17 protein-coding genes and 2 pseudogenes are annotated in these 23,932 nt (G+C 71.3%); 5 read left to right on the top strand and 14 right to left on the bottom strand.

Features of this window, described 5'->3' with window-relative positions:
• Positions 1–18: 18 nt before the first annotated feature.
• The 10 genes from cimA to G3I78_RS29105 form a co-directional block, all read right to left on the bottom strand.
• Positions 19–1,623, bottom strand: a complete 1,605-nt coding sequence (cimA, locus tag G3I78_RS29055) for a citramalate synthase (protein ID WP_164429777.1) — start codon at positions 1,621–1,623, stop codon at positions 19–21.
• Between the two features lie 299 nt (positions 1,624–1,922).
• Entirely contained in the window at positions 1,923–3,167 is a 1,245-nt protein-coding gene (locus tag G3I78_RS29065; RefSeq protein ID WP_164429781.1) for a PD40 domain-containing protein, read from the bottom strand.
• 26 nt (positions 3,168–3,193) lie between these two features.
• On the bottom strand, positions 3,194–5,224 hold the full coding sequence (locus tag G3I78_RS29070) for a PD40 domain-containing protein (protein ID WP_164429783.1): 2,031 nt from the start codon (positions 5,222–5,224) through the stop codon (positions 3,194–3,196).
• Positions 5,224–6,249, bottom strand: a complete 1,026-nt coding sequence (locus G3I78_RS29075; RefSeq protein ID WP_164429785.1) for a protein TolB — start codon at positions 6,247–6,249, stop codon at positions 5,224–5,226. Before G3I78_RS29075 ends, G3I78_RS29070 begins: the two co-directional genes overlap by 1 nt.
• A 124-nt stretch (positions 6,250–6,373) precedes the next feature.
• Positions 6,374–6,973, bottom strand: a complete 600-nt coding sequence (locus G3I78_RS29080) for a TetR/AcrR family transcriptional regulator (protein WP_164429787.1) — start codon at positions 6,971–6,973, stop codon at positions 6,374–6,376.
• Between the two features lie 15 nt (positions 6,974–6,988).
• Entirely contained in the window at positions 6,989–8,005 is a 1,017-nt protein-coding gene (locus G3I78_RS29085; protein ID WP_164429789.1) for an agmatine deiminase family protein, read from the bottom strand.
• An 8-nt stretch (positions 8,006–8,013) separates the two neighbouring features.
• Positions 8,014–9,726 carry an urease subunit alpha gene (locus tag G3I78_RS29090; protein WP_164429791.1) on the bottom strand — a complete coding sequence of 571 codons (1,713 nt, stop codon included), beginning with the start codon at positions 9,724–9,726 and terminating at the stop codon, positions 8,014–8,016.
• Positions 9,727–9,949: 223 nt separating this feature from the next.
• Positions 9,950–10,645, bottom strand: a complete 696-nt coding sequence (gene ureA, locus G3I78_RS29095) for an urease subunit gamma (protein ID WP_164429793.1) — start codon at positions 10,643–10,645, stop codon at positions 9,950–9,952.
• 152 nt (positions 10,646–10,797) lie between these two features.
• On the bottom strand, positions 10,798–11,886 hold the full coding sequence (locus tag G3I78_RS29100; protein ID WP_164429795.1) for a branched-chain amino acid aminotransferase: 1,089 nt from the start codon (positions 11,884–11,886) through the stop codon (positions 10,798–10,800).
• A 256-nt stretch (positions 11,887–12,142) separates the two neighbouring features.
• Positions 12,143–13,186 (bottom strand): 3-isopropylmalate dehydrogenase, encoded by a 1,044-nt coding sequence (locus G3I78_RS29105; protein WP_164429797.1) that lies wholly within the window; start codon positions 13,184–13,186, stop codon positions 12,143–12,145.
• 142 nt (positions 13,187–13,328) lie between these two features.
• On the opposite strand from G3I78_RS29105, the gene G3I78_RS29110 reads away from it, so the two are divergent.
• On the top strand, positions 13,329–14,891 hold the full coding sequence (locus tag G3I78_RS29110; protein WP_164429799.1) for a metallophosphoesterase family protein: 1,563 nt from the start codon (positions 13,329–13,331) through the stop codon (positions 14,889–14,891).
• A gap of 82 nt (positions 14,892–14,973) precedes the next feature.
• On the opposite strand, the gene G3I78_RS52915 is transcribed toward G3I78_RS29110, so the two are convergent.
• The 3 genes from G3I78_RS52915 to G3I78_RS29120 all read right to left on the bottom strand — a co-directional run bounded on the left by G3I78_RS52915 (position 14,974) and on the right by G3I78_RS29120 (position 18,095).
• On the bottom strand, positions 14,974–15,105 hold the full coding sequence (locus G3I78_RS52915; RefSeq protein WP_275424855.1) for a hypothetical protein: 132 nt from the start codon (positions 15,103–15,105) through the stop codon (positions 14,974–14,976).
• A gap of 259 nt (positions 15,106–15,364) precedes the next feature.
• Positions 15,365–16,996 carry an L-glutamate gamma-semialdehyde dehydrogenase gene (gene pruA / locus G3I78_RS29115; protein WP_164429811.1) on the bottom strand — a complete coding sequence of 544 codons (1,632 nt, stop codon included), beginning with the start codon at positions 16,994–16,996 and terminating at the stop codon, positions 15,365–15,367.
• 172 nt (positions 16,997–17,168) lie between these two features.
• Positions 17,169–18,095, bottom strand: a complete 927-nt coding sequence (locus G3I78_RS29120) for a proline dehydrogenase family protein (protein WP_164429813.1) — start codon at positions 18,093–18,095, stop codon at positions 17,169–17,171.
• A 127-nt stretch (positions 18,096–18,222) separates the two neighbouring features.
• Between G3I78_RS29120 and G3I78_RS29125 the strand changes: the two are divergent.
• The 3 genes and pseudogenes from G3I78_RS29125 to G3I78_RS29135 all read left to right on the top strand — a co-directional run.
• Positions 18,223–19,014: pseudogene (locus G3I78_RS29125) on the top strand (PucR family transcriptional regulator); the annotation flags it as partial.
• Between the two features lie 786 nt (positions 19,015–19,800).
• Positions 19,801–20,214 (top strand): annotated as a pseudogene (locus G3I78_RS29130) (helix-turn-helix domain-containing protein); the annotation flags it as partial.
• 268 nt (positions 20,215–20,482) lie between these two features.
• Positions 20,483–21,988 carry a GMC family oxidoreductase N-terminal domain-containing protein gene (locus G3I78_RS29135; protein ID WP_164429815.1) on the top strand — a complete coding sequence of 502 codons (1,506 nt, stop codon included), beginning with the start codon at positions 20,483–20,485 and terminating at the stop codon, positions 21,986–21,988.
• A 120-nt stretch (positions 21,989–22,108) separates the two neighbouring features.
• Here G3I78_RS29135 and G3I78_RS29140 read toward each other — a convergent pair whose 3' ends face one another.
• The gene (locus tag G3I78_RS29140) at positions 22,109–23,113 is read right to left on the bottom strand and encodes a helix-turn-helix transcriptional regulator (protein WP_164429817.1); all 1,005 of its coding nucleotides are present in this window, start codon (positions 23,111–23,113) and stop codon (positions 22,109–22,111) included.
• 111 nt (positions 23,114–23,224) lie between these two features.
• Here G3I78_RS29140 and G3I78_RS29145 point away from each other — a divergent pair, with 111 nt between their 5' ends.
• Positions 23,225–23,926 (top strand): HAD family hydrolase, encoded by a 702-nt coding sequence (locus G3I78_RS29145; protein ID WP_203615646.1) that lies wholly within the window; start codon positions 23,225–23,227, stop codon positions 23,924–23,926.
• Positions 23,927–23,932 lie beyond the last annotated feature (6 nt).

Consider the following 23,932-nt stretch of genomic DNA (forward strand, 5'->3'; position numbering starts at 1 on the left):
CCCCGCCCGAGCGACGGACTACTCCGCGGGTTCCACCCCGGCCCGCAGCAGCCCGTAGGCGTAGGCGTCCTCAAGTGCCTGCCAGGACGCGGCGATCACGTTCTCCGCGACGCCGACCGTCGACCACTCGCCCGCCCCGTCCGACGTGGAGATGAGGACCCGGGTCGTGGACTCCGTGCCGTGCACGCCCTCCAGGATGCGGACCTTGTAGTCGACGAGGTCGAGCTTGGCGAGCTGGGGGTAGATCTTCTCCAGGGCCACGCGCAGGGCGCGGTCGAGGGCGTTGACGGGGCCGTTGCCCTCCGCGGTGGCGACGATCCGCTCGCCCTTGGCGAAGAGCTTGACCGTGGCCTCGTTGGCGTGGGTGCCGTCGGGGCGGTCCTCGACGATCGCGCGCCAGGACTCGACGGAGAAGTACCTCAGCGGCTTGCCCTCGACCTCACCGCGCAGCAGCAGTTCGAAGGAGGCGTCGGCGGCCTCGTACGTGTAGCCCCGGAGCTCGCGCTCCTTCACCCGCTCGACGACCCGGCCGACCAGCTCGCGGTCGCCGCCCAGGTCCACGCCCAGTTCCTTGCCCTTGAGCTCGATCGAGGCACGGCCCGCCATGTCGGAGACCAGCATCCGCATGGTGTTGCCGACCTGCTCGGGGTCGATGTGCTGGTACAGGTCCGGGTCGACCTTGATGGCGGAGGCGTGCAGGCCGGCCTTGTGGGCGAAGGCGGAGACGCCGACGTAGGGCTGGTGGGTGGAGGGGGTGAGATTGACGACCTCGGCGATGGCGTGGGAGATCCGCGTCATCTCGCGCAGCTTGCCCTCGGGCAGGACCTTCTTGCCGTACTTCAGCTCCAGGGCCGCCACCACCGGGAACAGGTTGGCGTTGCCGACCCGCTCGCCGTAGCCGTTCGCCGTGCACTGGACGTGGGTCGCGCCCGCGTCCACGGCGGCCAGGGTGTTGGCGACCGCGCAGCCCGTGTCGTCCTGGGTGTGGATGCCGAGCCGGGCGCCGGTGTCGGCGAGGACCGTGGCGACGACCGCCTGGATCTGGGCCGGGAGCATCCCGCCGTTGGTGTCGCAGAGGATGACGACGGAGGCGCCGGCCTCGTGGGCGGCCCGTACGACGGCCTTCGCGTACTCGGCGTTGGCGCGGTAGCCGTCGAAGAAGTGCTCGCAGTCGACGAAGACCCGGCGGCCCTGCTCCTTGAGGAAGGAGACCGTGTCGCGGACCATCTCCAGGTTCTCGTCCAGGGTCGTCCTGAGCGCCAGCTCGACGTGCCGGTCGTGCGACTTGGCGACCAGGGTGATCACCTCGGCGCCGGAGTCCAGGAGCGCCTTGACCTGCGGGTCCTCGGAGGCCTTCGCTCCAGCCCGGCGGGTCGCGCCGAACGCCACCAGCTGGGCGTGCTTGAAGTCGATCTCCTGCCGGGCGCGGGCGAAGAACTCGGTGTCCCGCGGGTTGGCGCCGGGCCAGCCGCCCTCGATGAAGCCCACGCCGAAGTCGTCCAGGTGCCGTGCGATGGCCAGCTTGTCCGCGACGGTGAGGTTGATGCCCTCCCGCTGGGCGCCGTCGCGCAGGGTGGTGTCGAAGACGTGGAACTGATCGTCGAGCTCGCTGGTTGCGGTCATGGTCAAGGCTCCTGAGGATTGGATCTCGGTCGTACCGGAATGACCGGCTCCACCGCCCCCACATACTCCCTCGCGCTCTCGCCTCCGGCTGCGGGTGGGCCAGAAAAGCGAAAAACCCCTCGCGGGTGCGAGAGGTCTGCGCGCGGGTCGAGGACGACGGTGTCCGCCCGTACCTGGTCGTACGTGGCGGTCACTGCGGACCGGCGCGCCTGCTGCCAATAATCATGGCGAACGAGAGCACGGGGGCAGTCTGGCACAACCCCCGTGCCTCGCTCACGGTTGTCTCAGGATTCGGTCGATCACTTCAGGTGACGGACGAACACATGGGTAGTGAAGTCGGTCTGCCCGGCGTCCTCGGGCACCAGGTCGTTGGACCAGCTGCTGAAGGCGACCGTACGGCCGTCCCGGTCGACCACCGGGAAGTTCGCGGCGTTGTCGGCGGCCGGGCCGCCCTCGACCGAGGGGCTGGCGAGCACCGTGCGTCCGGTCCGCAGGTCGCGGACGTACACCTGGTAGGGGTGGTCCGGGTCCGCGGCGGCGACGTAGACGAGGTGCCGGCTGTCGGCGCTCAGCCCCGGGTACACGGTGGAGCCCGTCGGGGCGGCCGCGTCGATCCGGCGCACCTGTCCCGTCCGCAGGTCCCGCACGAAGACGTTGTGCCCCTTGTTGGTGTCGTCCGGGGTCAGCTGTGAGTCGAGCGAGTTGAAGACCATGTACCGGCCGTCCGCGCTGACCTGCGGGAACTCGGTCTGCGCGTCGGAGACCTTGCCGTCGGGCGCCTTGTCGGCCTGGATCAGCCCGCCGGTGCGCACGTCACGGACGTACGCGTCGCTCCAGTCGCCCGAGGTGGGGTACGGCACGAAGAACTGGTAGCCGATCCGGTTGCCGTCCGCGCTGATGGTCGGGTGGGCGGCCGAGGACTTCCGCGCCCCCTCCCCCGGCACCTGGCTGACGCGGACCCGCTCCCCGGTGACGCGGTCGAGGCGGTAGATCCGGGTCCAGCGGTCACCCTCGGGTCCGTCGAAGCCGGTCTGCGCGGAGGAGAAGGCGAGGTAGCGGCCGTCGGCGCTGAGCACGGGCTCGCCGGACGCCGTGTAGCCCGCCCCGGGGTCGACGGCGTCGTCGATCCGCTGGACGGCGCCGGTCTTGAGGTCCTTGACCCAGACGTGGTTGTCGGCGGTGTCGTAGGTGGGGTTGACGGTGAACGCCAGATACCGGCCGTTCGCGCTCAGGGACGCGTCCAGCACCTTGCCGTCCCCGGCGGTGCTCGCCAGGCGTGTGGTGCCGGTCCTCAGGTCGCGCACGAAGGCGTCGGCGGTGCCGTCGGTGTCGCCCGCGACGAGGTTGTCGGCCGCGGAGACGAAGGCCACGTGGCGGCCGTCCGCGCTCAGGGACGGTCCGCCTGCGGAGGCGTTGCCCTCCGTGCCGTCCGGAGCCACGCTCACCTTCTCGGTGGACGGGGCCCCGGGCCCGGCGCTCGCCGTGGGTGCGGTGAGCGCCACGGCGGCGACGGCGAGCGCCACCAGGAGTTTCTTGCGGTGCATGGTTCTTCCCCCGTGATCGGTTGTTGTCATTGCACTGTCCGCAGGAACACGTCCGACACCCCGTCGGAGTCCCCCTCCACCAGATCGGGTGACGCCGACTCGAACGCGACGACCGTGCCGTCCGCGTTGACGGAGGGGTGCGCGGCCGGCCGGTCGTTGCGGCCGCCCCAGCGGTCGACACTGACCAACTGGCGCTTTCCTGTGGCGAGTTCGACGAAGTACACGGAACGGCCCGAGGTGTACGCGAGAGCCGTGCCGTTCCCGGCGAGCGAGGGCTGGGTGCCCCTGACGCGGGTCGTGGTGCCGGTGTCCAGGTCGCGGACCACGGCGTACCGGCCCTGCTGGTAGGCGACCTTGCGGCCGTCCGCGGCGAGCGAGGGCGCCTTCGCGTGCGCCGCCGCCTTCTCCAGGGTGCCGGTGTCCAGGTCACGGACGTACACGGCATCGCCCTGCTCGAAGGCGATGTACCGGCCGTCGTAGTCGATGGACGGGTTCCCGGCGGGCTCGCCGGTGGGCGCGCTGACCACGTCGGTGTCGCCGCCGTTGAACTTGAAGCGGTAGACCCGGGGTTGGGGCGACGGGTCGGCGTCGGTGGCGGGCAGGGTCGCCGCGTAGGTGATCCACTGACAGGTGGGGTCCACCACGGGCTGCCCCATCCAGGTGAAGCGGACGCCCTGGTAGGAGTGGAGCCTGGAGAGCTTGCCGACCGAGCGGTTGCGGATGTGGACCTCGGGCCCGCCGTCGGTCTCGGACAGGGCCACATAGCCGACCATGCGTCCGCTGTAGCAGGGCGTGCCTTCGGAAGAGGGCTTCTGCGTACCGGAGTTGACCTGGTACTGAACACCCCGGACGCTCACGAACACGTCCCCCTCCGAAGTGAAGGCGACGTTCTTGTCCTCCCCCATGACCGGGTCGTACGACGGACCCGTCCTGGCGATCCGCTCGGTGACGGACGCCATCGGCGCCGGGTGCCCGCTCAGCTCGCCGGAGAAGGCGAACACGTCCGTCTCCAGGTTGGTGTCGCCCGGCACCAGATGGGACTCGCGGGCGCTGAAGACCACCGTGCGCCCCTTGTCGGCCAGTCCGCCCTCCGTGACCTGGGCGGTCGGCGGCAGAGCGGCACCGTGACGCCCGGTCCGCAGGTCGCGCACCCGCTGTCCGTCCTCGCCCGCGACGAGGGCGTACCGGCCGTCCGCGGTGGCGGTGAACACCCTTCCGTCGGCCACCCGGCGCGATGTGCCGGTGCGCAGGTCGTGGACGTACAGCCCGCTTTCGGCGTCGAGGAGCACCCGGCGGCCGTCCGCGGTGATACGGATCAGAGAGGCCGCGCCGAGGCCCTTGTCGACCTGGGTCCGCTCGCCCGTCGCCCGGTCGAACACGAAGACGTCGTTCGGGTCGCTCGCCTCCACGTCCCCGCGGATCGAGTAGGCGACCCGCTCGCCGTCACCGCTCACCGAGGCGCCGCCCTTCTGGCCCTCCTCGGCGGGCGAGATCAGCGTGTCGGCGCCGGTCTCGGTGTCGCGGACGTACAACAGCCGGGTGTTCTCGGGGGCGTTGCGGTTGCCGATGGTGTACGCGACATGCGTGCCGTCCGGGCTCATCGACTGCACCCGGCCCAACTCGTTGAATCCGGGCGGGTCCTGGGGCCACAGCTTCTCCGCGCGGCCGGTGGCGCGGTCGTACAGGTAGGGAGCCAGGAACCGGGTGCCGGCGGAGAAGGCGACACGGCTTCCGTCGGCGCTCGGCGTGGGTGAGCTGTAGAGGTTTCCGCTGCCGAGGTCGATCCGCCGGACGGCGCCGGTCTTCAGGTCCTTCACCAGCAGACAGGGCGTGACGCGCCCGCAGCCGAGGCTGGGCGCGTCGGAGACGAACGCGACGGTGCGGCCGTCGGCGCTGATGGCGGCGTCGTCCGACGACCCGTCAGCCTGGCCGCCGTCGGCGGCGGTGCTCACGCGCTGGGTGTGCGGCCTGTCCGGGCCGGACCGGGCGTGGGCGGTGGTACCGGCCAGGGCGAGGACAACGGCGGCCCCCAGCAGGGCTCTTGGGAGGCGGGACATCAGCGGGACCTCCACCGGAACACGTCGTACACGCCGTTGGTGTCACCGGGGACGACGTCCGCGTCCTCGGAGGACCACACGACCGTGCGGCCCTGGGCGGACACCGATCCGTCGGCCGCGCTGCCGTGGCCGACGCGGACCCGGTGGCCGCCGTGCAGCAGCCAGAGGTCCGACTGCGCGTCCTGGAGCAGGAGTCGGCGCCCGTCGGGGCTGACGGCCCGCACCTTGTCGCCGGGGAAGTGCCGGACGCCACCGGTGCGCAGGTCGCGTACGTACGAGCCGTCCGCCGAATCCATCACCAGGACACGGCCGTTGACGCTCAGCTGCACGACGGTCGAGGGTGTCCCGTCGTCGGCCTCGGTCCGGGTGCCCGTCGCACGGTCGGCGACCCACACGTCACCGGTACCGCCGTCCTGGTAGGCGACGAGGCGGCCGTCGCCGCTGATCGACGGGTTGGCCATGTCCCTGGTCGAGTCGGCGGGGCCCTCGCTGACGGTCTCGGTGGTGCCGGTGACCCGGTCGTAGAGGTCGATCCGGGTCGGGAACTGCGGGTGTCCCGACCACTGGTAGGCGATGTAGCGGCCGTTCGCGCTGATCTCCGGGGAGCCCGCGGTGTCCTGCGCGTCGCCCCCGATCCGGGTTCTCGTGCCGGTCGTCAGGTCGGTCAGATAGACGTTGATCTTGCGGATGCCCCAGTCGGTGTACGTGGCCCAGCGGCCGTCGGCGCTGAGCCGGGGCGTGCTCAGCGCGTTCTCCATCTTGGTGGTCGCGCCGGTCCGCAGGTCGCGGACGTACGCGTAGGTGCCCGGGTGGGTGATGCCCTCGGGCACCAGGTTGGTCGCCGACGAACGGAACGACACATAGCGGCCGTTGGGCGTGGTGAAGGCCGCGCTGGAGGCGCCGTCGCCCTGGGTGCCGTCGGCGGCCGTGCTGACCCGGTCGGTGTGCGGTGCGGCTGATGCGGTGGTACCGGTGAGCGCGACGAGCAGGGCCGCGCCTAAGAGACATGCGGTCGCTCTCTTCATGTTTCCCCCTGTGGTCCCCGGTTGACGCACTGCCCCCGGCCCCGCGCCGAGGGCTCCCCACGAGGCAAACGCACCACCGGCCACAGGGTCAATCGGCCTTATTGCGTACAACCCGGGCGCGAGGTCACGCGTCCGCGAGAAGGCCCTCGTCCAGGAACTCCCGTACGTGGCCGAGAATCGTCCCCCGGTCCGTGCCGCGCAGTCCGATCGCCACATGGATGGAGAACCCGTCGAGCAGCGACCGCAGCCGGGCCGCGAACCGGTCCGGGTCGACCGCCCTGAACTCCCCGCGCGACACCCCCTCGGCGAGCAGCGCGACCAGGTCCCGGTGCCAGGCGCCCTCGATCGCGGCCTGCCGGTCGCGGGCCTCGTCGTCGGCGTTCTGCGAGCGGTTCCAGACCTCCAGCCACAGGGTCCAGTGCGGATCGCGGTGGCCGTCGGGGACGTACAGGTCGACGTACGCGTCGAGCCGTGCGCGGGCCGTCGCCGTACGGGTGAGCAGCCGCCCCCGCTCGGCCCCGAGCCGCCCCTCGCTCCACTCCAGGGTCTGGAGCAGCAGTTCGTCCTTGGAGCGGAAGTAGTAGAGGAGGTGCCCGCTGCTCATGCCGACCTCCCGCCCGAGAGCCGCCATGGTGAGCTTCTCCAGCCCGCGCTCGGCGATCATCTCCATGGCCGCGCCGAGGACTTCCTCACGGGGCGGGGCCTGTCTGCGCCCACCGGCCATGTGTCGCTCCTCGGACTAGATACTCGGCTGCTGCTGGGTGATGCAGTGGATGCCGCCACCGCCCGCGAAGATCGTACGGGCGTCCACCGGGGTCACCGTGCGCTGCGGGAACAGCCGCCGGAAGATGCCGGCCGCGAGTTCGTCGCGCGGGTCGTCGAAGGCGCAGAGCACGACACCGCCGTTGCAGAGGTAGTGGTTGATGTAGGAGTAGTCGACCCAGTGCCCGTCGGCCTCCAGGACGGTCGGCGCCGGCACCTCGACGACCTCCAGCCGCCGCCCGCGCGCGTCGGTCGCCGACCTCAGCAGTCCTACGACCTCCTTCGTCACCTCGTGGTCCGGGTGCGCGGGGTCCGGCTGGACGTGGGCCACCACGACACCGGGCCCGGCGAAGGCGGCGACGATGTCGACGTGGCCCTGGGTGCCGTAGAGGCCGTAGTCGGAGGTCAGGCCGCGCGGGAGCCAGATCGCCCTGCCGGTGCCGAGCCTGGCGTGGATCTCCGCCTCGACCTGCTCCCGGGTCCAGCCGGGGTTGCGGCCCGCGCCGAGCTGGACGGTGTCGGTGAGCAGGACGGTGCCCTCGCCGTCGACGTGGATCGCGCCGCCCTCGTTGACCAGGGGGCTGCTCAGCACGGGTACTCCGGCGAGGTCGGCGACCTGGCGGGCGATCTTGGAGTCGTGCTCCCAGCGGGCCCAGTCCTGGCCGCCCCAGCCGTTGAACACCCAGTCCACGGCGGCCGGCCTGCCCTGCTCGTCCGTCACGAACGTCGGACCGATGTCACGCATCCAGGCGTCGTCGAGCTCGCGCTCCACCAACTCGACGTCAGGGCCGAGCAGTTCGCGTGCGGTGGCGCCCTGGCCCGGGCCGTGCACCATCGTCACCGGCTCGAAGCGGCGGACCGCGCGGGCCACGGCCGCCCAGGCGGCGCGGGCCTCGGCCAGCTCCTCGTCGTCGGTGAAGGTCGGGTTGGGGCCCGGCCAGGCCATCCAGGTGCGTTCGTGCGGGGCCCACTCGGGGGGCATGCGGTAGGTCATGGCGGGTCCTAGAGGAAGTACAGGCGGTTGAGGGAGACGGACTCGGCGGGTTCGGAGCGGATCGGCTCGCCGTCCAGCGTCACCAGGCCGGTCCGCTGGTCCACGTCCACCGCTCCGGTACGGGAGTTGAGGCGCAGGTCGGCGGGGCCGATGCCCCGGGTGCCGCGCACGGCGACCCTTCTTCTGCGGGTCGGCATGCCGTCGTCGCCCTGGTCGAGGGCGGCCCGGGCGACGAACGCGACGGATATCTCGGCGGGCGTGGCACCGTGCGCCCCGAACTGCGGTCCCAGGACCAGGGGTTCACAGGTGTCGGTGGCCGCGCCCGGGTCGCCGACGACGCCGTAGGCCGGGAAGCCGGACTTGAGGACGAGCTGCGGCTTGGCCCCGAAGTACTCCGGCCGCCACAGCACGAGGTCGGCCAGCTTGCCCACCTCGATGGACCCCACCTCGTGCGAAAGCCCGTGGGCGATGGCCGGGTTGATGGTCAGCTTGGCGATGTAGCGCAGGACGCGTTCGTTGTCGTGCCCGTCGGTCGGCGCGCCGAACTCGGCCTTCATCTTCCCGGCCATCGCGAAGGTACGGCGGACCGTCTCCCCCGCCCTGCCCATGCCCTGCGCGTCGGACGAGGTGATGCCGATCGCGCCCAGGTCGTGCAGTACGTCCTCGGCGCCCATGGTCCCGGCGCGGATGCGGTCGCGGGCCATGGCGGCGTCGCCGGGCAGATCGGTCTTGAGGTCGTGGACGGAGACGATCATGCCGTAGTGCTCGGCGACGGCGTCCCGGCCGAAGGGCAGGGTGGGGTTGGTGGAGGAGCCGATGACGTTCGGGACGCCGGCCATCTTCAGCACGTTCGGGACGTGTCCGCCGCCGCAGCCCTCGATGTGGAAGGCGTGGATGGTACGGCCTTCGAGGACGCGGAGGGTGTCCTCGACGGACAGGCATTCGTTCAACCCGTCGCTGTGCAGGGCGACTTGGACGTCGTACTCCTCGGCGACCCGGAGGGCGGTGTCCAGGGCGCGGGTGTGGGCGCCCATGTCCTCGTGCACCTTGAACCCTGAGGCGCCGCCCTCGGCCAGGGCCTCGACCAGAGGGGCCTCGTGGGACGACGAACCCCGGCCCAGGAAGCCGATGTTGACCGGCCAGGCGTCGAACGCGCCGAAGGCGTGCCCCAGCGCCCAGGGCGAGTTGACCCCGACGCCCCACACCGGCCCGAACTCCTGGCCGATGATGGTGGTCACCCCGGACGCCAGCGAGGCCTCCATGATCCGTGGAGACAGCAGATGGACATGGGTGTCGACGGCTCCGGCGGTGGCGATCAGCCCCTCGCCGGACACGATGGACGTACCGGTGCCGACGACCACGTCGACCCCGTCGAGGGTGTCGGGGTTCCCGGCCCGTCCGATGCCGCAGATCCGCCCTTCCCGAATCCCGATGGAGACCTTCCGGATCCCCTGCACGGCGTCAATCACGACGACATTGCTGACGACGACGTCACAGGTCTCCCGCACGGCGGCCGCCTTGAGATGCAGCCCGTCCCGCGCGGTCTTCCCGAACCCGGCGAGGAATTCATCGCCATACCGCTGCGAGTCCTCCTCGACCCGCACCACCAGCCCCGAATCACCGAGCCTGACCCGGTCACCGGCGCGGGGGCCATGGGCGGCGGCGTACTCATGGGGACTGAGCCGCCGCGCTTCGGCGGGATGCGTTCCGGGACGACTCATCGGATGGCCTCCTGTGCTCGGGCGGCCGGGTGACGGACCTGGCCCGGACGGCTCATGGGACGCTCGTCCCCGCGCGAACGGCCACGCGGACCTCGGCACCACAAGTCACCCGGCACCCCCTCCGACACAGCCGGCTCCGGCCGCCCGACCCGCGGCCCAGCCCCCACACCGCGCACAGCCACCCCCGCGACCTCACCCGAACGCCCACCCGACCCGGCCGACCTCATCGCGCCGCCTCCCCGTCCCGCGCACCCAGGTACCCGCAGGCCGCAGCCCTCCGCAGTGCCTCTTCCCGTGTGCCCGGCGCGTCCAGTGGGCCGTCGACCAGGCCCGCGAAGCCGATGGCGATGCGGTCGCCGCCGATGGGTACCAGGCCGACCTGGTGGGACTCCCCCGGTCCGAACCGCACCGATGAGCCGGCGGGCACCGCGAGCCGCATGCCGTAGGCCTCGGACCGTGCGAAGTCCAGCCGGGGGTTGGCTTCGAAGAAGTGGAAGTGGGAGGTGACGGACACGGGGACGGTGGCCGTGTTGGTGACGGTCAGCCGTACGACCGGTGCGGGCTCCTCGTGCTCCGGGCCCGGCAGCAGCGCGCCCGGGGCCGTGTCACCGAGCCGTCCGCCGATCGGATCGGTCACGACCGCGAGCCGTGAGCCGTCGTCGAAGACCGCCTCGACATGCACCTCGGTGACCACGTCCGCGACACCGGGCAGCACGTCGTCGGGCCCGAGCACGGACCGCCCGGCCGCGACGGCCTCCGCGAGCCGCTGCCCGTCCCGGGCGGCCTCGCACACGGTGTCCGCGATCAGCGCGGTCGCCTCCGGGACGTTCAGCCGCAGCCCACGGGCTCTGCGCGCCCGGGCCAGCTCGGCCGCGCCGAAGAGGAGCAGCCGGTCGCGTTCGGTGGGGGTCAGCCGCATGTCATTCCCTCCTTTAGAGCAGCACTCTAAAGGAGAGGCGTAAGCAAGGAAAAGGCCCGCTTCCATCGGGCACATCACATCGAGCGTCGCTCAAACACACGACGGGCCCGCCCGGACATCGTCCGAGCGGGCCCGTGGCACGTCCGTGGGCGTCAGCCCAGCTTGTGCATCCAGCCGTGCTTGTCGTCCCGGACACCGCGCTGGACGCCGAGCAGGGCCTCGCGCAGCTTCAGGGTGACCTCACCGGGGTTGCCGTCGCCGTGGGTCCAGCCGTCGGTCTTGGTCTTGACGTGGCCGATCGGGGTGACGACCGCCGCGGTGCCGCAGGCGAAGACCTCGGTCAGGGCGCCGGAGGCGGCGTCGGCACGCCACTGGTCGAGCGTGATCACGCCCTCCTCGGCGGTGTACCCGAGGTCACGGGCGACCTGGAGGAGGGAGTCACGGGTGATGCCCTCCAGGATCGAGCCCGTCAGCGAGGGGGTGACGATCCGGTCGCCGTAGACGAAGGCGATGTTCATCGAGCCGGACTCCTCGACCTTGGTGCGGGTCACCGCGTCGAGGTAGACGACCTGGTCGCAGCCGTTCGCGGCGGCCTCGGCCTGCGGGAGCAGGGAGGCCGCGTAGTTGCCGCCGGTCTTCGCGTCACCGGTGCCGCCGGGGACCGCGCGGACGTAGTCCTCGGAGACCCAGATGGTGACCGGCTTGACGCCCCCGGCGAAGTACGCGCCGGACGGGGAGGCGATCAGCATGAAGAGGTACTCGTTGGCCGGGTGGACGCCGAGCGCCGCCTCCGTGGCGAACATGAACGGCCGCAGGTAGAGGGACTCCTCGCCGCCGTGCGGCGGCACCCAGTCGGCGTCCTGGCCGATCAGCGCGTCGAGGGCCTCCAGGAACAGTTCCTCGGGCAGCTCGGCCATCGCCATCCGGCGGGCGGAGTTGCGGAAGCGCCGGGCGTTGGCCTCGGGCCGGAAGACGGCGACCGAGCCGTCCGCCTGCCGGTAGGCCTTGAGCCCCTCGAAGATCTCCTGGCCGTAGTGGAGCACGTGGGTGGAGGGGTCGATGGAGATCGGGCCGTACGGGACGAGCTGCGCGTCGTGCCAGCCGCGGCCCTCGGTCCACTTGATCGTCACCATGTGGTCGGTGAAGTGGCGGCCGAACCCGGGGTTGGCCAGGATCGCCTCGCGCTCGGCGGCGGCGAGCGGACTGGCGGAGGGCTTGAGCTCGATCGTGGGCGTCGTCATGAGTGGTTGTCCTTCACCGGTTGTGTAGTGACGGGCCGCGCTCACGCCCTTTTACTGTCAGTGACCAGTGCTAGGACGTCCGAGCATTCCCTCATTCCGCGGCTCCGCGTTCGATTATCGCAAGCGGGGAGCCGGGGAAGAAAACGGCGTGAAATGCGACCCAGGGGATGATGGTGACACCCGGCGGGGGACATGCGAAAGCCGCCGGGTGCGAGTGACCCGGCGGCTTCGAATGCTTTTCGAGTAGGCCGCCCGGTCAGCCGGCTACTCGTACGGCCAGCGCGTCGCCGATCTCGGCGGTGCTGCGGGCGGGCTTGCCGGTGCGCTCGGCGAGGTCGGCGGAGACCGCCTCGTCGATGCGGGCGGCCTCGGCGTCGTAGCCGAGGTGGCGCAGGAGCAGGGCGACGGACAGGACCGTGGCGGTGGGGTCGGCCTTGCCCTGGCCCGCGATGTCCGGGGCCGAGCCGTGGACGGGCTCGAACATCGAGGGGAACTCGCCGGAGGGGTTGATGTTGCCGCTCGCGGCGACGCCGATGCCGCCGGAGACGGCCGCGGCGAGGTCGGTGATGATGTCGCCGAAGAGGTTGTCGGTGACGATCACGTCGAACCGGGCCGGGTCGGTGACCAGGTAGATGGTCGCGGCGTCGACGTGGATGTAGTCGGTGGTGACCTCGGGGAAGTCCTTCGCGACCTGGTTGAAGATGTTCGTCCACAGGTGACCGGCGAAGGAGAGCACGTTGTTCTTGTGGACCAGCGTGAGCTTCTTGCGCGGCCGGGCCTGGGCCCGGGCGAAGGCGTCCCGGACCACGCGCTCGACACCGAAGGCCGTGTTCACGGAGACCTCGGTGGCGACCTCGTGCGGGGTGCCCTTGCGGATGGTGCCGCCGTTGCCGGTGTACGGGCCCTCGGTGCCCTCGCGGACGACCACGAAGTCGATGGCGGGCTCGCCCTTCAGCGGTGTCTCGACACCGGGGAGCAGCTTCGACGGACGCAGGTTGACGTGGTGGTCGAAGAGGAAGCGGAGCTTGAGCAGGAAGCCGCGCTCCAGCACACCGGACGGGACCGACGGGTCGCCGATCGCGCCGAGCAGGATCGCGTCGTGCTGCTTGAGCGCGTCCACGTCGGCGTCGGTGAGGGTCTCACCGGTCGCGTGGTAGCGCTTGGCACCGAAGTCGTACTCCTTGGTCTCCAGCTTCACATCCTGCGGAAGGACGGCGGAGAGGATCTTGAGACCTTCGGCCACGACCTCCTGGCCGATGCCGTCACCGGGAATCACTGCGAGATTGATGCTGCGAGACATGCGGGAACCCTACTCCGCGTCCCATGGGATGACACGCCCTGTCCGCGATACGGACAGCCGCGCAGGGACCGGCGTCAGCCGTTCGATCCTCGTTCACCCTTAGGTGTGGCGGGCGTTGGTGTCCGCTGGGAACTTCACGGACATGGACCTTCCCGACTTCGGCATCCCGCCGCGGCTCGCACGCCGGATGAGCATGGCCGAGCAGCACGAGTACCTGCGGACGAAGCTGTCCCGGCGCCGCACGCTGGTGACCGCGGGCGCGGTGGCCGGCGGCCTGCTGACGGGCTGTTCCGCCGAGGGGGCGTCCACCGCCGTCCCCTCCCCCACCCCCACAGCCACCGGCTCGGTGCACGGCTCCGTCGTCTCCCCCTTCGGCCGCCATCTGGCCTTCGGCGCGGACCCGCGGAGCCAGCTGCGGATCTCCTGGCAGGTGCCGCTCGCGGTGAAGAGGCCGTACGTCCGGGTGGGCCTGAAGCCGGACGACCTGAGCCGCAAGATCGAGGCCGAGGTCCGCGATCTGCACACCCCGGGGCAGACCGGCGTACGCCTCGCCCTGGACCAGTACTACCTGCACGCCGCCCTCGACGGACTGCACCCCGGGACGACGTACTACTACGGCGTCGGCCACGACGGCTTCGACCCGGCGGACGCGCGGCACCGCTCGACCGTCAGCAGCTTCCGCACGGCCCCGGCGCGCCCGGAGAAGTTCGTGTTCACCGCCTTCGGCGACCAGGGCGTGGGCACGGCGGCGGCCGCCAACGACAACCTCCTGCTGCGCCAGAAGCCCGCCTTCCACCTGCACGCGGGGGACATCTGCTACGCCGACGGCAGCGGCCGGGGCCAGAAGTCGGACGGCTACGACCCGGGCTTCTGGGATCTGTTCCTCAAGCAGAACGAGCCGGTCACCCGGACCGTGCCGTGGATGGTGACGACCGGCAACCACGACATGGAGGCCTGGTACTCCCCCGACGGCTACGGCGGCCAGCTGGCCCGCTGGTCCCTCCCGGACAGCGGCTTCGACCCGCGCTCGGCGCCGGGCGTGTACTCCTTCGTGTACGGCAACGTCGGCGTGGTGGCGCTGGACGCGAACGACGTGTCGTACGAGATCCCCGCCAACTTCGGCTGCACGTCCGGGAAGCAGACGAAGTGGCTGGCCAAGAGGCTGGGTGAGCTGCGGGCGGCGAAGGACGTCGACTTCGTGGTCGTCTACTTCCACCACTGCGCGTACTCGACGTCCTCGCACGCCTCCGACGGCGGGGTGCGCGCGGAGTGGCTGCCGCTGTTCGAGAAGCACCAGGTGGACCTGGTGATCAACGGGCACAACCACGTCTACGAGCGCACGGACGCGATCCGCGGCGGCGAGGTCGGCCGGAAGGTGCCGGTCGGCGGCGCCACGGATCCGACGCGGGACGGGATCGTGTACGTGACGGCGGGCGGGGGCGGCCGGGATCTGTACGGCTTCCCGTCGGGCGTGCGGGAGAGCTACGAGGGACATGTGCACGACCACGAGTCCGTCGAGAGCTTCCACTGGACGGAGTCGCAGCAGTCGGCGAAGGAGACGGTGGAGTGGTCGCGGGTGCGCTACCGCGGGTTCTCGCTGCTCTCGGTGGAGGCGGAGAGCGGCACCCGGCCGCGGCTGACGGTGTCCGCGCTCGCGCAGGACGGGAAGCGCGTCGACCATTTCGAGGTGCGGCGCGGCACGTGAGGCCGCGCCGCACCCCGAGCGGGGCGGCTCCCGGCTCTGGGTTTCCGGCTTCCGGTTTCCGGCTTCCGGCTGGAGCAGCTGCTCAGTGGCCGGTCGAGCCGCCGTTGTCACGGCGGTCGAGGGCGCGCTGGAGAGCGGCTGCGGCGTTCTTGCGGTCGTTCTCGCTCGTACGGGAGATGTGACGGACTCGACGGCGGGCGGTCGTCTCGGCCATGAGGAATCGACTCCTTCGAACAAAAGGGAAGGGGACAACGAGACGCCGGAAGGGGCGGGGAGCGATGGGCCGCAGGGGTTGCCTGCACGGGCCCGGCTCACGACCGCCATTCGCTTGATCGAGCGAGACGTTCGGCTTCTACCAAGCTAAGCGAGGACAGCCGGTCTGTCTCCACAATTACTCGGACTTCCTACTATCTGAGACGGCACCACGAAGGGGCCGGGCTTCAGCCCGGCCCCTCATGACAGATTCCCGCAGGTCAGCCCATGTGTGGGTACGGGTAGTCGGTCGGCGGGACCAGGGTCTCCTTGATGGCGCGGGTCAGAGTCCAGCGCTGGAGGTTCTGGGGGGCACCGGCCTTGTCGTTGGTGCCGGAGGCCCGGCCGCCGCCGAAGGGCTGCTGGCCGACCACGGCACCGGTCGACTTGTCGTTGATGTAGAAGTTGCCGGCCGCGTAGCGCAGCTTCTCCATCGTGTACGCCGCCGCCGCGCGGTCGCCCGAGATCACCGAGCCCGTGAGCGCGTAGTCGGAGGCCGACTCCATCTGGGTCAGCATGTCGTCGTACTTCTCGTCCTCGTAGACGTGGACCGCGAGGAAGGGGCCGAAGTACTCGGTGGTGAAGACCTCGTTGGCCGGGTCCGTGCACTCGACCACGGTCGGGCGGACGAAATAGCCGACCGAGTCGTCGTACGAACCGCCCGCGACGATCGTGCAATTCGGGTCCGACTTGGCACGGTCGATGGCGGCCTTGTTCTTGGCGAAGGCACGCTCGTCGATGACCGCGCCGATGAAGTTCGACAGGTCGGTGACGTCACCCATGGTGATGCCGTCGACCTCCGCGGCGAACTCCTCGCGGAAACCGCTGTTCCAGATGGAGGCCGGGATGTAGGCGCGGGAGGTCGCGGAGCACTTCTGGCCCTGGTACTCGAAGGAGCCGCGGGTCAGGGCGGTCTTGAGGATCGCGCGGTCGGCGCTCGGGTGGGCGACGACGAAGTCCTTGCCGCCGGTCTCGCCGACCAGGCGCGGGTAGGTGCGGTACTTCTCGATGTTGGCGCCGACCGTCTTCCACAGGTGCTGGAAGGTCTTCGTCGAGCCGGTGAAGTGGATGCCGGCGAGGTCCCGGTGCTCCAGGGCGACCGCGGAGACGTCGAGGCCGTCGCCGGTGACGAGGTTGATGACGCCCTTGGGCAGGCCCGCCTCCTCCAGGAGCCGCATGAGCAGCACGGCGGCGTGGGTCTGGGTGGGGGACGGCTTCCAGACGACCACGTTGCCCATGAGCGCGGGCGCGGTGGGCAGATTGCCCGCGATGGCCGTGAAGTTGAACGGCGTGATCGCGTAGACGAAGCCTTCGAGCGGGCGGTGGTCGAGGCGGTTCCAGACGCCGGGGGCGTTCGCCGGGGGCTGCTCGGCGAGCAGGTCACGGGCGTACTTGACGTTGAAGCGCCAGAAGTCGATCAGCTCGCAGGGCGTGTCGATCTCGGCCTGCTGGGCGGTCTTGGACTGGCCGAGCATGGTGGACGCGGCGAGGGTCTCGCGCCAGGGGCCCGCGAGGAGTTCGGCGGCGCGCAGGATGATCGCGGCGCGGTCGTCGAAGGCCATCGCGCGCCAGGCGGGCGCGGCGGCGAGGGCCGCGTCGATGGCGTCCTGGGCGTCCTGCCGGGTGGCGTTGCGGTAAGTGCCCAGCACCGCCTTGTGGTTGTGCGGCTGCACGACCTGGAAGGCCTCGCCGCCGCCGAGGCGCTTCTCGCCGCCGATGGTCATCGGCAGGTCGACCGGGTTCTCGGCCAGCTCCTTGAGCTTCGCCTCCAGCCGGGCCCGCTCGGGCGAACCGGGGGCATAGCCGTGCACCGGCTCGTTGACGGGGGTGGGGACCTGGGTCACAGCGTCCATGGGTTCCGTAACTCCTTGCACTTGAGCGGGTGTTCGGGCTCAGCCCTTGCTGATCATGCTGCGCGCGAAGAAGCGCAGGTTCGCCGGCTTCTCCGCGAGCCTTCGCATGCTGTGCCATCCCGGGGGACAACCCCCGGACCCCCGGCCGAAGACGCGGCACAACCTCGTTTCCTCAGCCATGCGAGATCATGCTCCGGACGAAGAAGCGCAGGTTCGCCGGCTTCTCCGCGAGCCGTCGCATGAAGTAGCCGTACCAGTCGGTGCCGTAGGCCGTGTAGACGCGCATGCGGTGGCCCTCGGCGGCGAGGCGGAGGTGCTCGTCGCCGCGGATGCCGTAGAGCATCTGGAACTCGTACTCGTCCGGCTTGCGGCCGGCCTTGCGGGCGAGTTCCTGGGCGATGGAGATCAGGCGCGGGTCGTGGGAGCCGACCATCGGGTAGCCCTCGCCCTCCATGAGGACGCGCAGGACCCGGACGTACGCCTTGTCGATCTCGTGCTTCTGCTGGTAGGCCACCTCGGCGGGCTCCTTGTAGGCGCCCTTCACGAGCCGCACCCGGCTGCCGGCCTCGGCGAGCCGGCGGGCGTCGGCCTCGGTGCGGAAGAGGTAGGCCTGGATGACACAGCCGGTCTGCGGGAAGTCCTTCCGCAGCTCCTCGTGGATGGCGAACATCGAGTCGAGGGTGGTGTGGTCCTCGGCGTCGAGCGTGACGGTCGTACCGATGGCGGCGGCGGCCTCGACGACGGGCCGGACGTTGGCGAGCGCCAGCTCGTGCCCGCCGGGGAGCGCCTGGCCGAACATCGACAGTTTCACGGACATCTCGGCCCTGGTACCCAGTTCGAGGTCCTTGAGCCGTTCGATCAGCGCGAGATAGGCGTCCCGGGCGGCCTCGGCCTGCTCGGGCGTGGTGATGTCCTCGCCGACGACGTCCATCGTCAGCTCCAGACCACGGTCGGTCAGCTCGCGCACAATCGGCACGATCTCGTCGACCGTCTCGCCCGGGATGAAGCGGTCGACGACCTGCCTGGTCACCGGGGCCGCCGAGATCAGGCGTCGCATCCGGTCGCTGCGCGACGCGGCAAGAATCACGGGACCCAGCACGGGGCACCTCCACAGACCAGCAGACAGAACCACCGTGAAACCTAAGGATCGCTTCGATCGTCGACCATCGACAGCTGTCACGCATCCGTGCCGCAGATCTCAGACAGATGTATGAAGGGGCGCGGAATTGCGGGAGAATGCCCGGGTGACGTCCGATGCCGCATCTTTCAGCCACGCAGGTGACTACCAGGAGCTGGTCGACGAGATCTCGGAGCTCCTGGGCGTCCCGGCGACCCTGGAGAACCGTGACTTCGAGCTGATCGCCTTCGGTGCGTACGACAGTGAGGGCGACCTCGATCCCTCCGCCCTGGACCCCGTCCGCACCCGCTCGATCCTGACCCGGCGCTCCACGGCCACGGTCCGGACCTGGTTCGAGGGCTTCGGCATCACGCGGGCGACCGCCCCCGTACGCATCCCGCCGACCCCGGAGGCAGGGGTGTACCGGGGCCGGATCTGCCTTCCCGTACGGCATCGCGGAGTCGTCCTCGGTTACGTCTGGCTCCTGGACTCCGACCCCGGCCCGACCGACCGGCAGCTCGACGCGGCCATGCGGGTGACCACCCGGATCGGCGCCCTCCTCGCGGACGAGGCCCAGCACGGGGCCGACCTCAGCCGGGAACTCCGGGCCGTCCTCACCGCCGAGCGCGGCTGGCAGTCCGACATGGCGGTGGCCGCCCTGCGCACGGCCCTCGGCTCCCGCGCCGACGGCCCGTACGCGGTGGTCTGCGTCGCCCCCTGGCCCTCCCCCGACCCGGACGACGCCCCGTCCGCCCGCACGCTCCCCCACACGACGGCCCTGTGCACGGTCCCGTGGGGCACGGCAGGCCAGTCCCTGGCGGCCCTGGTACGCCTGCGCGCGACGGACACCCTGACACCGGCGACGTCTGCGGCGACACGGCTGCTGGAGCGGGCTCGGGGGGCCGGGGCCGGGAGCGGGGTCGAGGGGCGGGCTGCGGAGTACAGCGGCGCGGTGGGGGCGGGTGCCGGGAGGTATGGGGTGGGCGGCGAGATGGGTGAGGGGCGAGGCGAGGGCAGGGGCGACGATCGGTCGGGGAAGGGGCGGGGGCCGGGGGGCGGCACGGTTGGGAGCGGGAGGCCGGGGGGCGCGAGCAGGAGCGGGGAGTCGGGGGGCACGGGCACAGGTGGCGGGCCCAGCGGCACAGGGGGAAGCGGGAGGCCGGGCGGCGAGGGCAGAAACGATGGGCCGGGCGGCACAGCCGGAGACGGGAGGCCGGGCGGCACGGTCACGATTGGCGGGCCGGGCGGCACAGCCGGAGACGGAAAGCCTGACGGCACGAGCACAAGTAGCGGGCCCAGCGGCACAGACACAAGTGGCGGGCCCAACAGCACAGCCGGAAGCGGGAAGCCCAGCGGCGAGGGCAGAACCGATGCGCCCAGCGGCGCAGCCGGAAGCGGTAAGCCGGGCAGCACGAGCACGAGTAGCGGGCCCAGCCACACAGCCGGAACCGGGGCACCGGGCGGCACAGCCGCGACCGGGCAACCCGGCGCCTCAGCCGGAACCGGGAAGCCCGACGGCACAGGCACGAGCGGCGGGCCCAGCCGCACAACCGGAACCGGGGCACCAGGCGGCACAGCCGCGACCGGGCAGCCGGGCGGCACGTCAGGCAGCGCTCCGATCAGCGGTACGCCGAGAAGGGCGGCGGCGCCAGGACCCGTGCCTCTCCCCGCGCCCCCGGAGACGGCGGCCGCCGGTGTCGCCGCCGCGCGGGTGGGGCTCGCCGAGCTGGCCGCCGCCTGGCAGGAGGCGTCGGCCGCCGCGAGGGCCGCGCTCGCGGAGCCCGGGTTCGGCCCGGTCGCGGAGTGGTCCCGCATCGGCCCGTACCGCCTCCTGACCGCACTCCCCCCGGAGACGGCCCACGACCCCGCCGTACGCCCCCTCCTCACCCCGGCCCACCGCGACCTCGCCCGCACCGCCGAGACCTACCTCGACTGCGCGGGCCAGGCCACCCGCACCGCCACCGAACTCGGCATCCACCGCCAGACGTTGTACTACCGGCTGTCCCGGGTGGAGCAGCTCACGGGCCTGGACCTGGACGACGGGGAGGACCGGCTGCTGCTGCACATGGCGCTGAAGGGGGCGCGGCTCTCCAGCCGTTGACGGACCTGCACGATCCGCTACTTCGTCAGCAGCGAAGGCAGCCGGGTTCTTCTGAAGCACGGCTCCGACACCGGCCCTTGGCGCCCATGTTCCGATCGGACGGCGCCGTGGTTCAAGCGTGTGCCGTATCGATCTTCCTAGGCTTCGACGGCGGAGGGGACCCGATTTTCCCTGTCCCTTCGGCACATGATCGGCTCCTCGACCGTCGAGGAGCCGTCTTTCTGAATCCGGCTGGTCGGGCAAGGCTGCCGTGGGAAGCGGAGACATGATGGGCAATCGTCCTTACGACTGTGTCGTGGTGGGAGGGGGCACCGCGGGATGCGTGATCGCCTCCCGGCTCTCGGAACGCCCCGGCGTGCGGGTGCTGCTGCTGGAGGCGGGAACCCGCGACGCCACCGAGGCCATGGCGTCTCCCTGGGGTTTCCTGCAACCCGATCCGGCATCCCTGTGGCCGGGTGTCTCGACCGTGCAGGCCGGTACGGGCAGCGCCGTGGACCTGCGGCGCGGCAAGGCGCTCGGCGGATCGTCGAGCGTCAACGGCCTCCACCACCTGCGGGGACACCGTTCCGGTTACGACGTCTGGCCCGGCCTCGGCGCTCCGGGCTGGGGTTTCGACGATCTGCTGCCCTATTTCCGCCGCAGCGAGAGCGCGCCCGGCCGTGACGCCTCCGTGCGGGGCACCGACGGGCCCGTCGTGGTCGCCCCGGTCCCGGTGCCCCATCCTCTGACCGCGGCGGGCGTCGAGGCCGCGGTGGAGACCGGGTTCGCACGCGCCGACGACATCAACAGCGGGCTGGAGACCGGGTTCGGGTGGAGCGACATGAATCTGCCCGGAGGCGCCCGCCAGAGCGCGGCCGACGCCTACATCCGTCCGTTCCTCGACCGGCCGAACCTGGATGTCGTCACGGACGCGACCGTGCACCGGCTGCGCACCGCCGAGGGCCGCTGCACCGGCGTCGAGTACACCGTCGGCGGCGAGCACCGGTCCGTCGACACCGCCGAGGTGGTGCTGACCGCGGGAGCCATCGGCTCCGCACACCTTCTGATGCTGTCGGGGATCGGCCCGGCACGGCACCTGGAGGAGCACGGCATCGACGTCGTCGCCGACCTGCCGGGCGTGGGCTCCCACTTGCAGGACCATCCGCTGGTCGGCGTGGTGTACGAGGCCGTCCAGCCCGTACCGTTTCTTCCCGCCAACCCGCCGAGCGAGATGATGGGCCTGGTCCGCAGCGATCCCGGCGCGGCCCGGCCGGACCTTCAGATCTTCTTCGTGCCCGCACCGCTCCCCTCGCCCTGGGGCGGGCTCCCGGCCAACGGCTACACCATCTGTTTCTCCGCGGTGGCTCCGCACAGCAGCGGCACCGTGCGCCTGTCCGACGCCCGGCCCGGCAGCGCTCCCGTCGTCGACCCCGGCTACCTGAGCGACGAACGCGACCTGGAGGTCATGCGCAGGGGTCTGGTCCTGGCGCGCCGGATCGGACAGGCCGACGCACTGGCCGAGTGGCGCAAGCAGGAGGCGGTTCCCGGCTCCTGGACGCGCCGCGAAGCCGAGGACGACTACATCCGCAGGTCCCTCGGCGCCTACTTCCACTTCACCGGCACCTGCCGCATGGGGCACGGCCCCGACACCGTCGTCGACCCGGCGGACCTACGCGTCCACGAGATGGCCGGCCTGCGGGTCGCCGACGCCTCGGTGATGCCGTCCATCCCCTCGGCCAACACCAACGCGACCGTCTACGCCATCGCCGAACGGGCCGCCGAACTGATCGCCTGAACCCGCTTCAGCGCCCACGGCGCGTCCATGACTCGCTCATCCCCGGCGCGTTGACCGCCGTGCGGCTGGTCTGAGCCCTTCGTCCGGCCGCAGGGCATCCCGCTCGCCTCCCAGGAGTGTCTACGGCCGGTTCGGCGCATCCGGGTCCGTTCCGGTCGAGCGGACGTACTCGGAGGGAGTCCGGCCGTAGTACTTCTTGAAGGCCCGGGTGAAGTGGCTGCCGTCGGCGAACTGCCAGTGTGCCGCGAGTTCCGAGATGCTCAGGCGGCCGGACGGTGCGGTGAGAGCGAGCCGGGCCTCTTGCAGCCGCCGTCGGCGGATGTAGGCGGTCAACGGCTCGCCCGTCACGCTGAAGGCCCGCTGCAACGTACGGGCAGAGGTGTGGAGTTCACGCGCGAGCATCGCCGGAGACAGCTCGGGATCAGCGAGCCGACTGTCCACGAGGTTCCTGGCCGCCTGGGCGAGCGCGGGAGCCAGCCGAGGTTCCACGTCGTCGAACCGGCCCCGCGCCACCGCCTTGGTCAGCTCGATCAGCGTGCTGTGGGCGGCTTCCACCCCAGCCGGGCCGAGATCGGCCACGGTTGTGTGGATCATGTCCGCGAAGGCCGTCAGCAGGCGTGTCTCGGCCGCGTCCACCGGCCCGGTGATGATCCGGTTCCCGAGCAGGGGTTTGAGCATCGCGGAGGGCAGGACGAAGAACTGTGCCCTGATGTGCGGCGCCGTCTCGAACGCCGACTGGCGCCCGGCGTGCCGGAGGAGGAACTGCCCGGCCGACACGGTCCGTTCGCCGCGATCGGGCGGGCCGCCCAGGGTCCATGCGCCGTGCCGCACCACGTACATCTCCACCAGGTCCTGATCGCCGCCCGGGGCGTCCGCGGTCCGGGTGGCCGACGCGGCATGGAGATCGGCGATCGCCGCTCCGCGCACCTTGGCGACGCGGCCCTTGACCCGGAAGTCGGCGGCCGTGTCCGGGCTGTAGGCAGGCAGCTTGAAGACGTCGTCGCCGATATGCGTCTCCCACCCGCGCCGGAAGGCGTCGGCTCCTCGCGGTGCGGCGTCCGGGAGCGTCGAGTCCGGCAAGAACACCCCGCGCGACCCGTCGGCCTCCGCGACAGTGCTGTTCATCGCTCTCCGATCCCTTGGCGTCCAGTGGTTCAACGCCGTCCTGTGACAGTCGAGTTCCATGGTGACCGCACGAAGTCGCGGATCCCGCAAAGTCGTTGACAGACCGCGGGCATGCTCGATCCCGAGCAACATCACCGCCGTACCGACCGCTTCCCGCCTCGCCCGCCCCCGGAGACCGCCGTGCCTCTGCTGATGATCGATCTCGACAACACCCTCGTCGACCGCGACGCCGCCTTCCGTGCGGCCGCGGCCGCATTCCTCGCCGAACACGGCCTGCCCGAGGCGGACTTGGACTGGGTGACGGACCTCGACGGGAGCGGTTACACGCCGAGGCCGGAGGTCGCGAGGGCGTTGGCCGAGCGCTACGGCGGCATCGACACCCGGGGTTTCCTCGACCACGGCACGGTCGAGCGGATCGGCCTGGCCGAACCGGTGCGCGGGGCGCTCGTGGAGGCCGTCGCCGGTGGCTGGTCCTGTGTGATCGTGACCAACGGGCGGACCGTCCAGCAGGAGGGGAAGATCCGCAACTGCGGTCTCGACCGGCTCGTCCACGGCTGGGTGATCTCCGAGGCCCTCGGCTGCAAGAAGCCCGCGCCGGAGATCTTCCACGCGGCGGCGGACCTCGCCGGAGTCCCGCTCGACGGCTCGTGGATGATCGGCGACTCGGCCCCTGCGGACATCCGCGGGGCGCTGGGGGTCGGGGCGCGGAGCGTGTGGGTGTCGGGCGGCCGGACCTGGGCGGAGACCGGCTACCGGCCGACCGCCACCACCCCGGACACGGCGTCCGCCATCCGGCACGTGACCAGCACCTGAGAACAA

The sequence above is a fragment of the Streptomyces sp. SID13726 genome (genome assembly GCF_010548375.1).
Classification (GTDB): domain Bacteria; phylum Actinomycetota; class Actinomycetes; order Streptomycetales; family Streptomycetaceae; genus Streptomyces.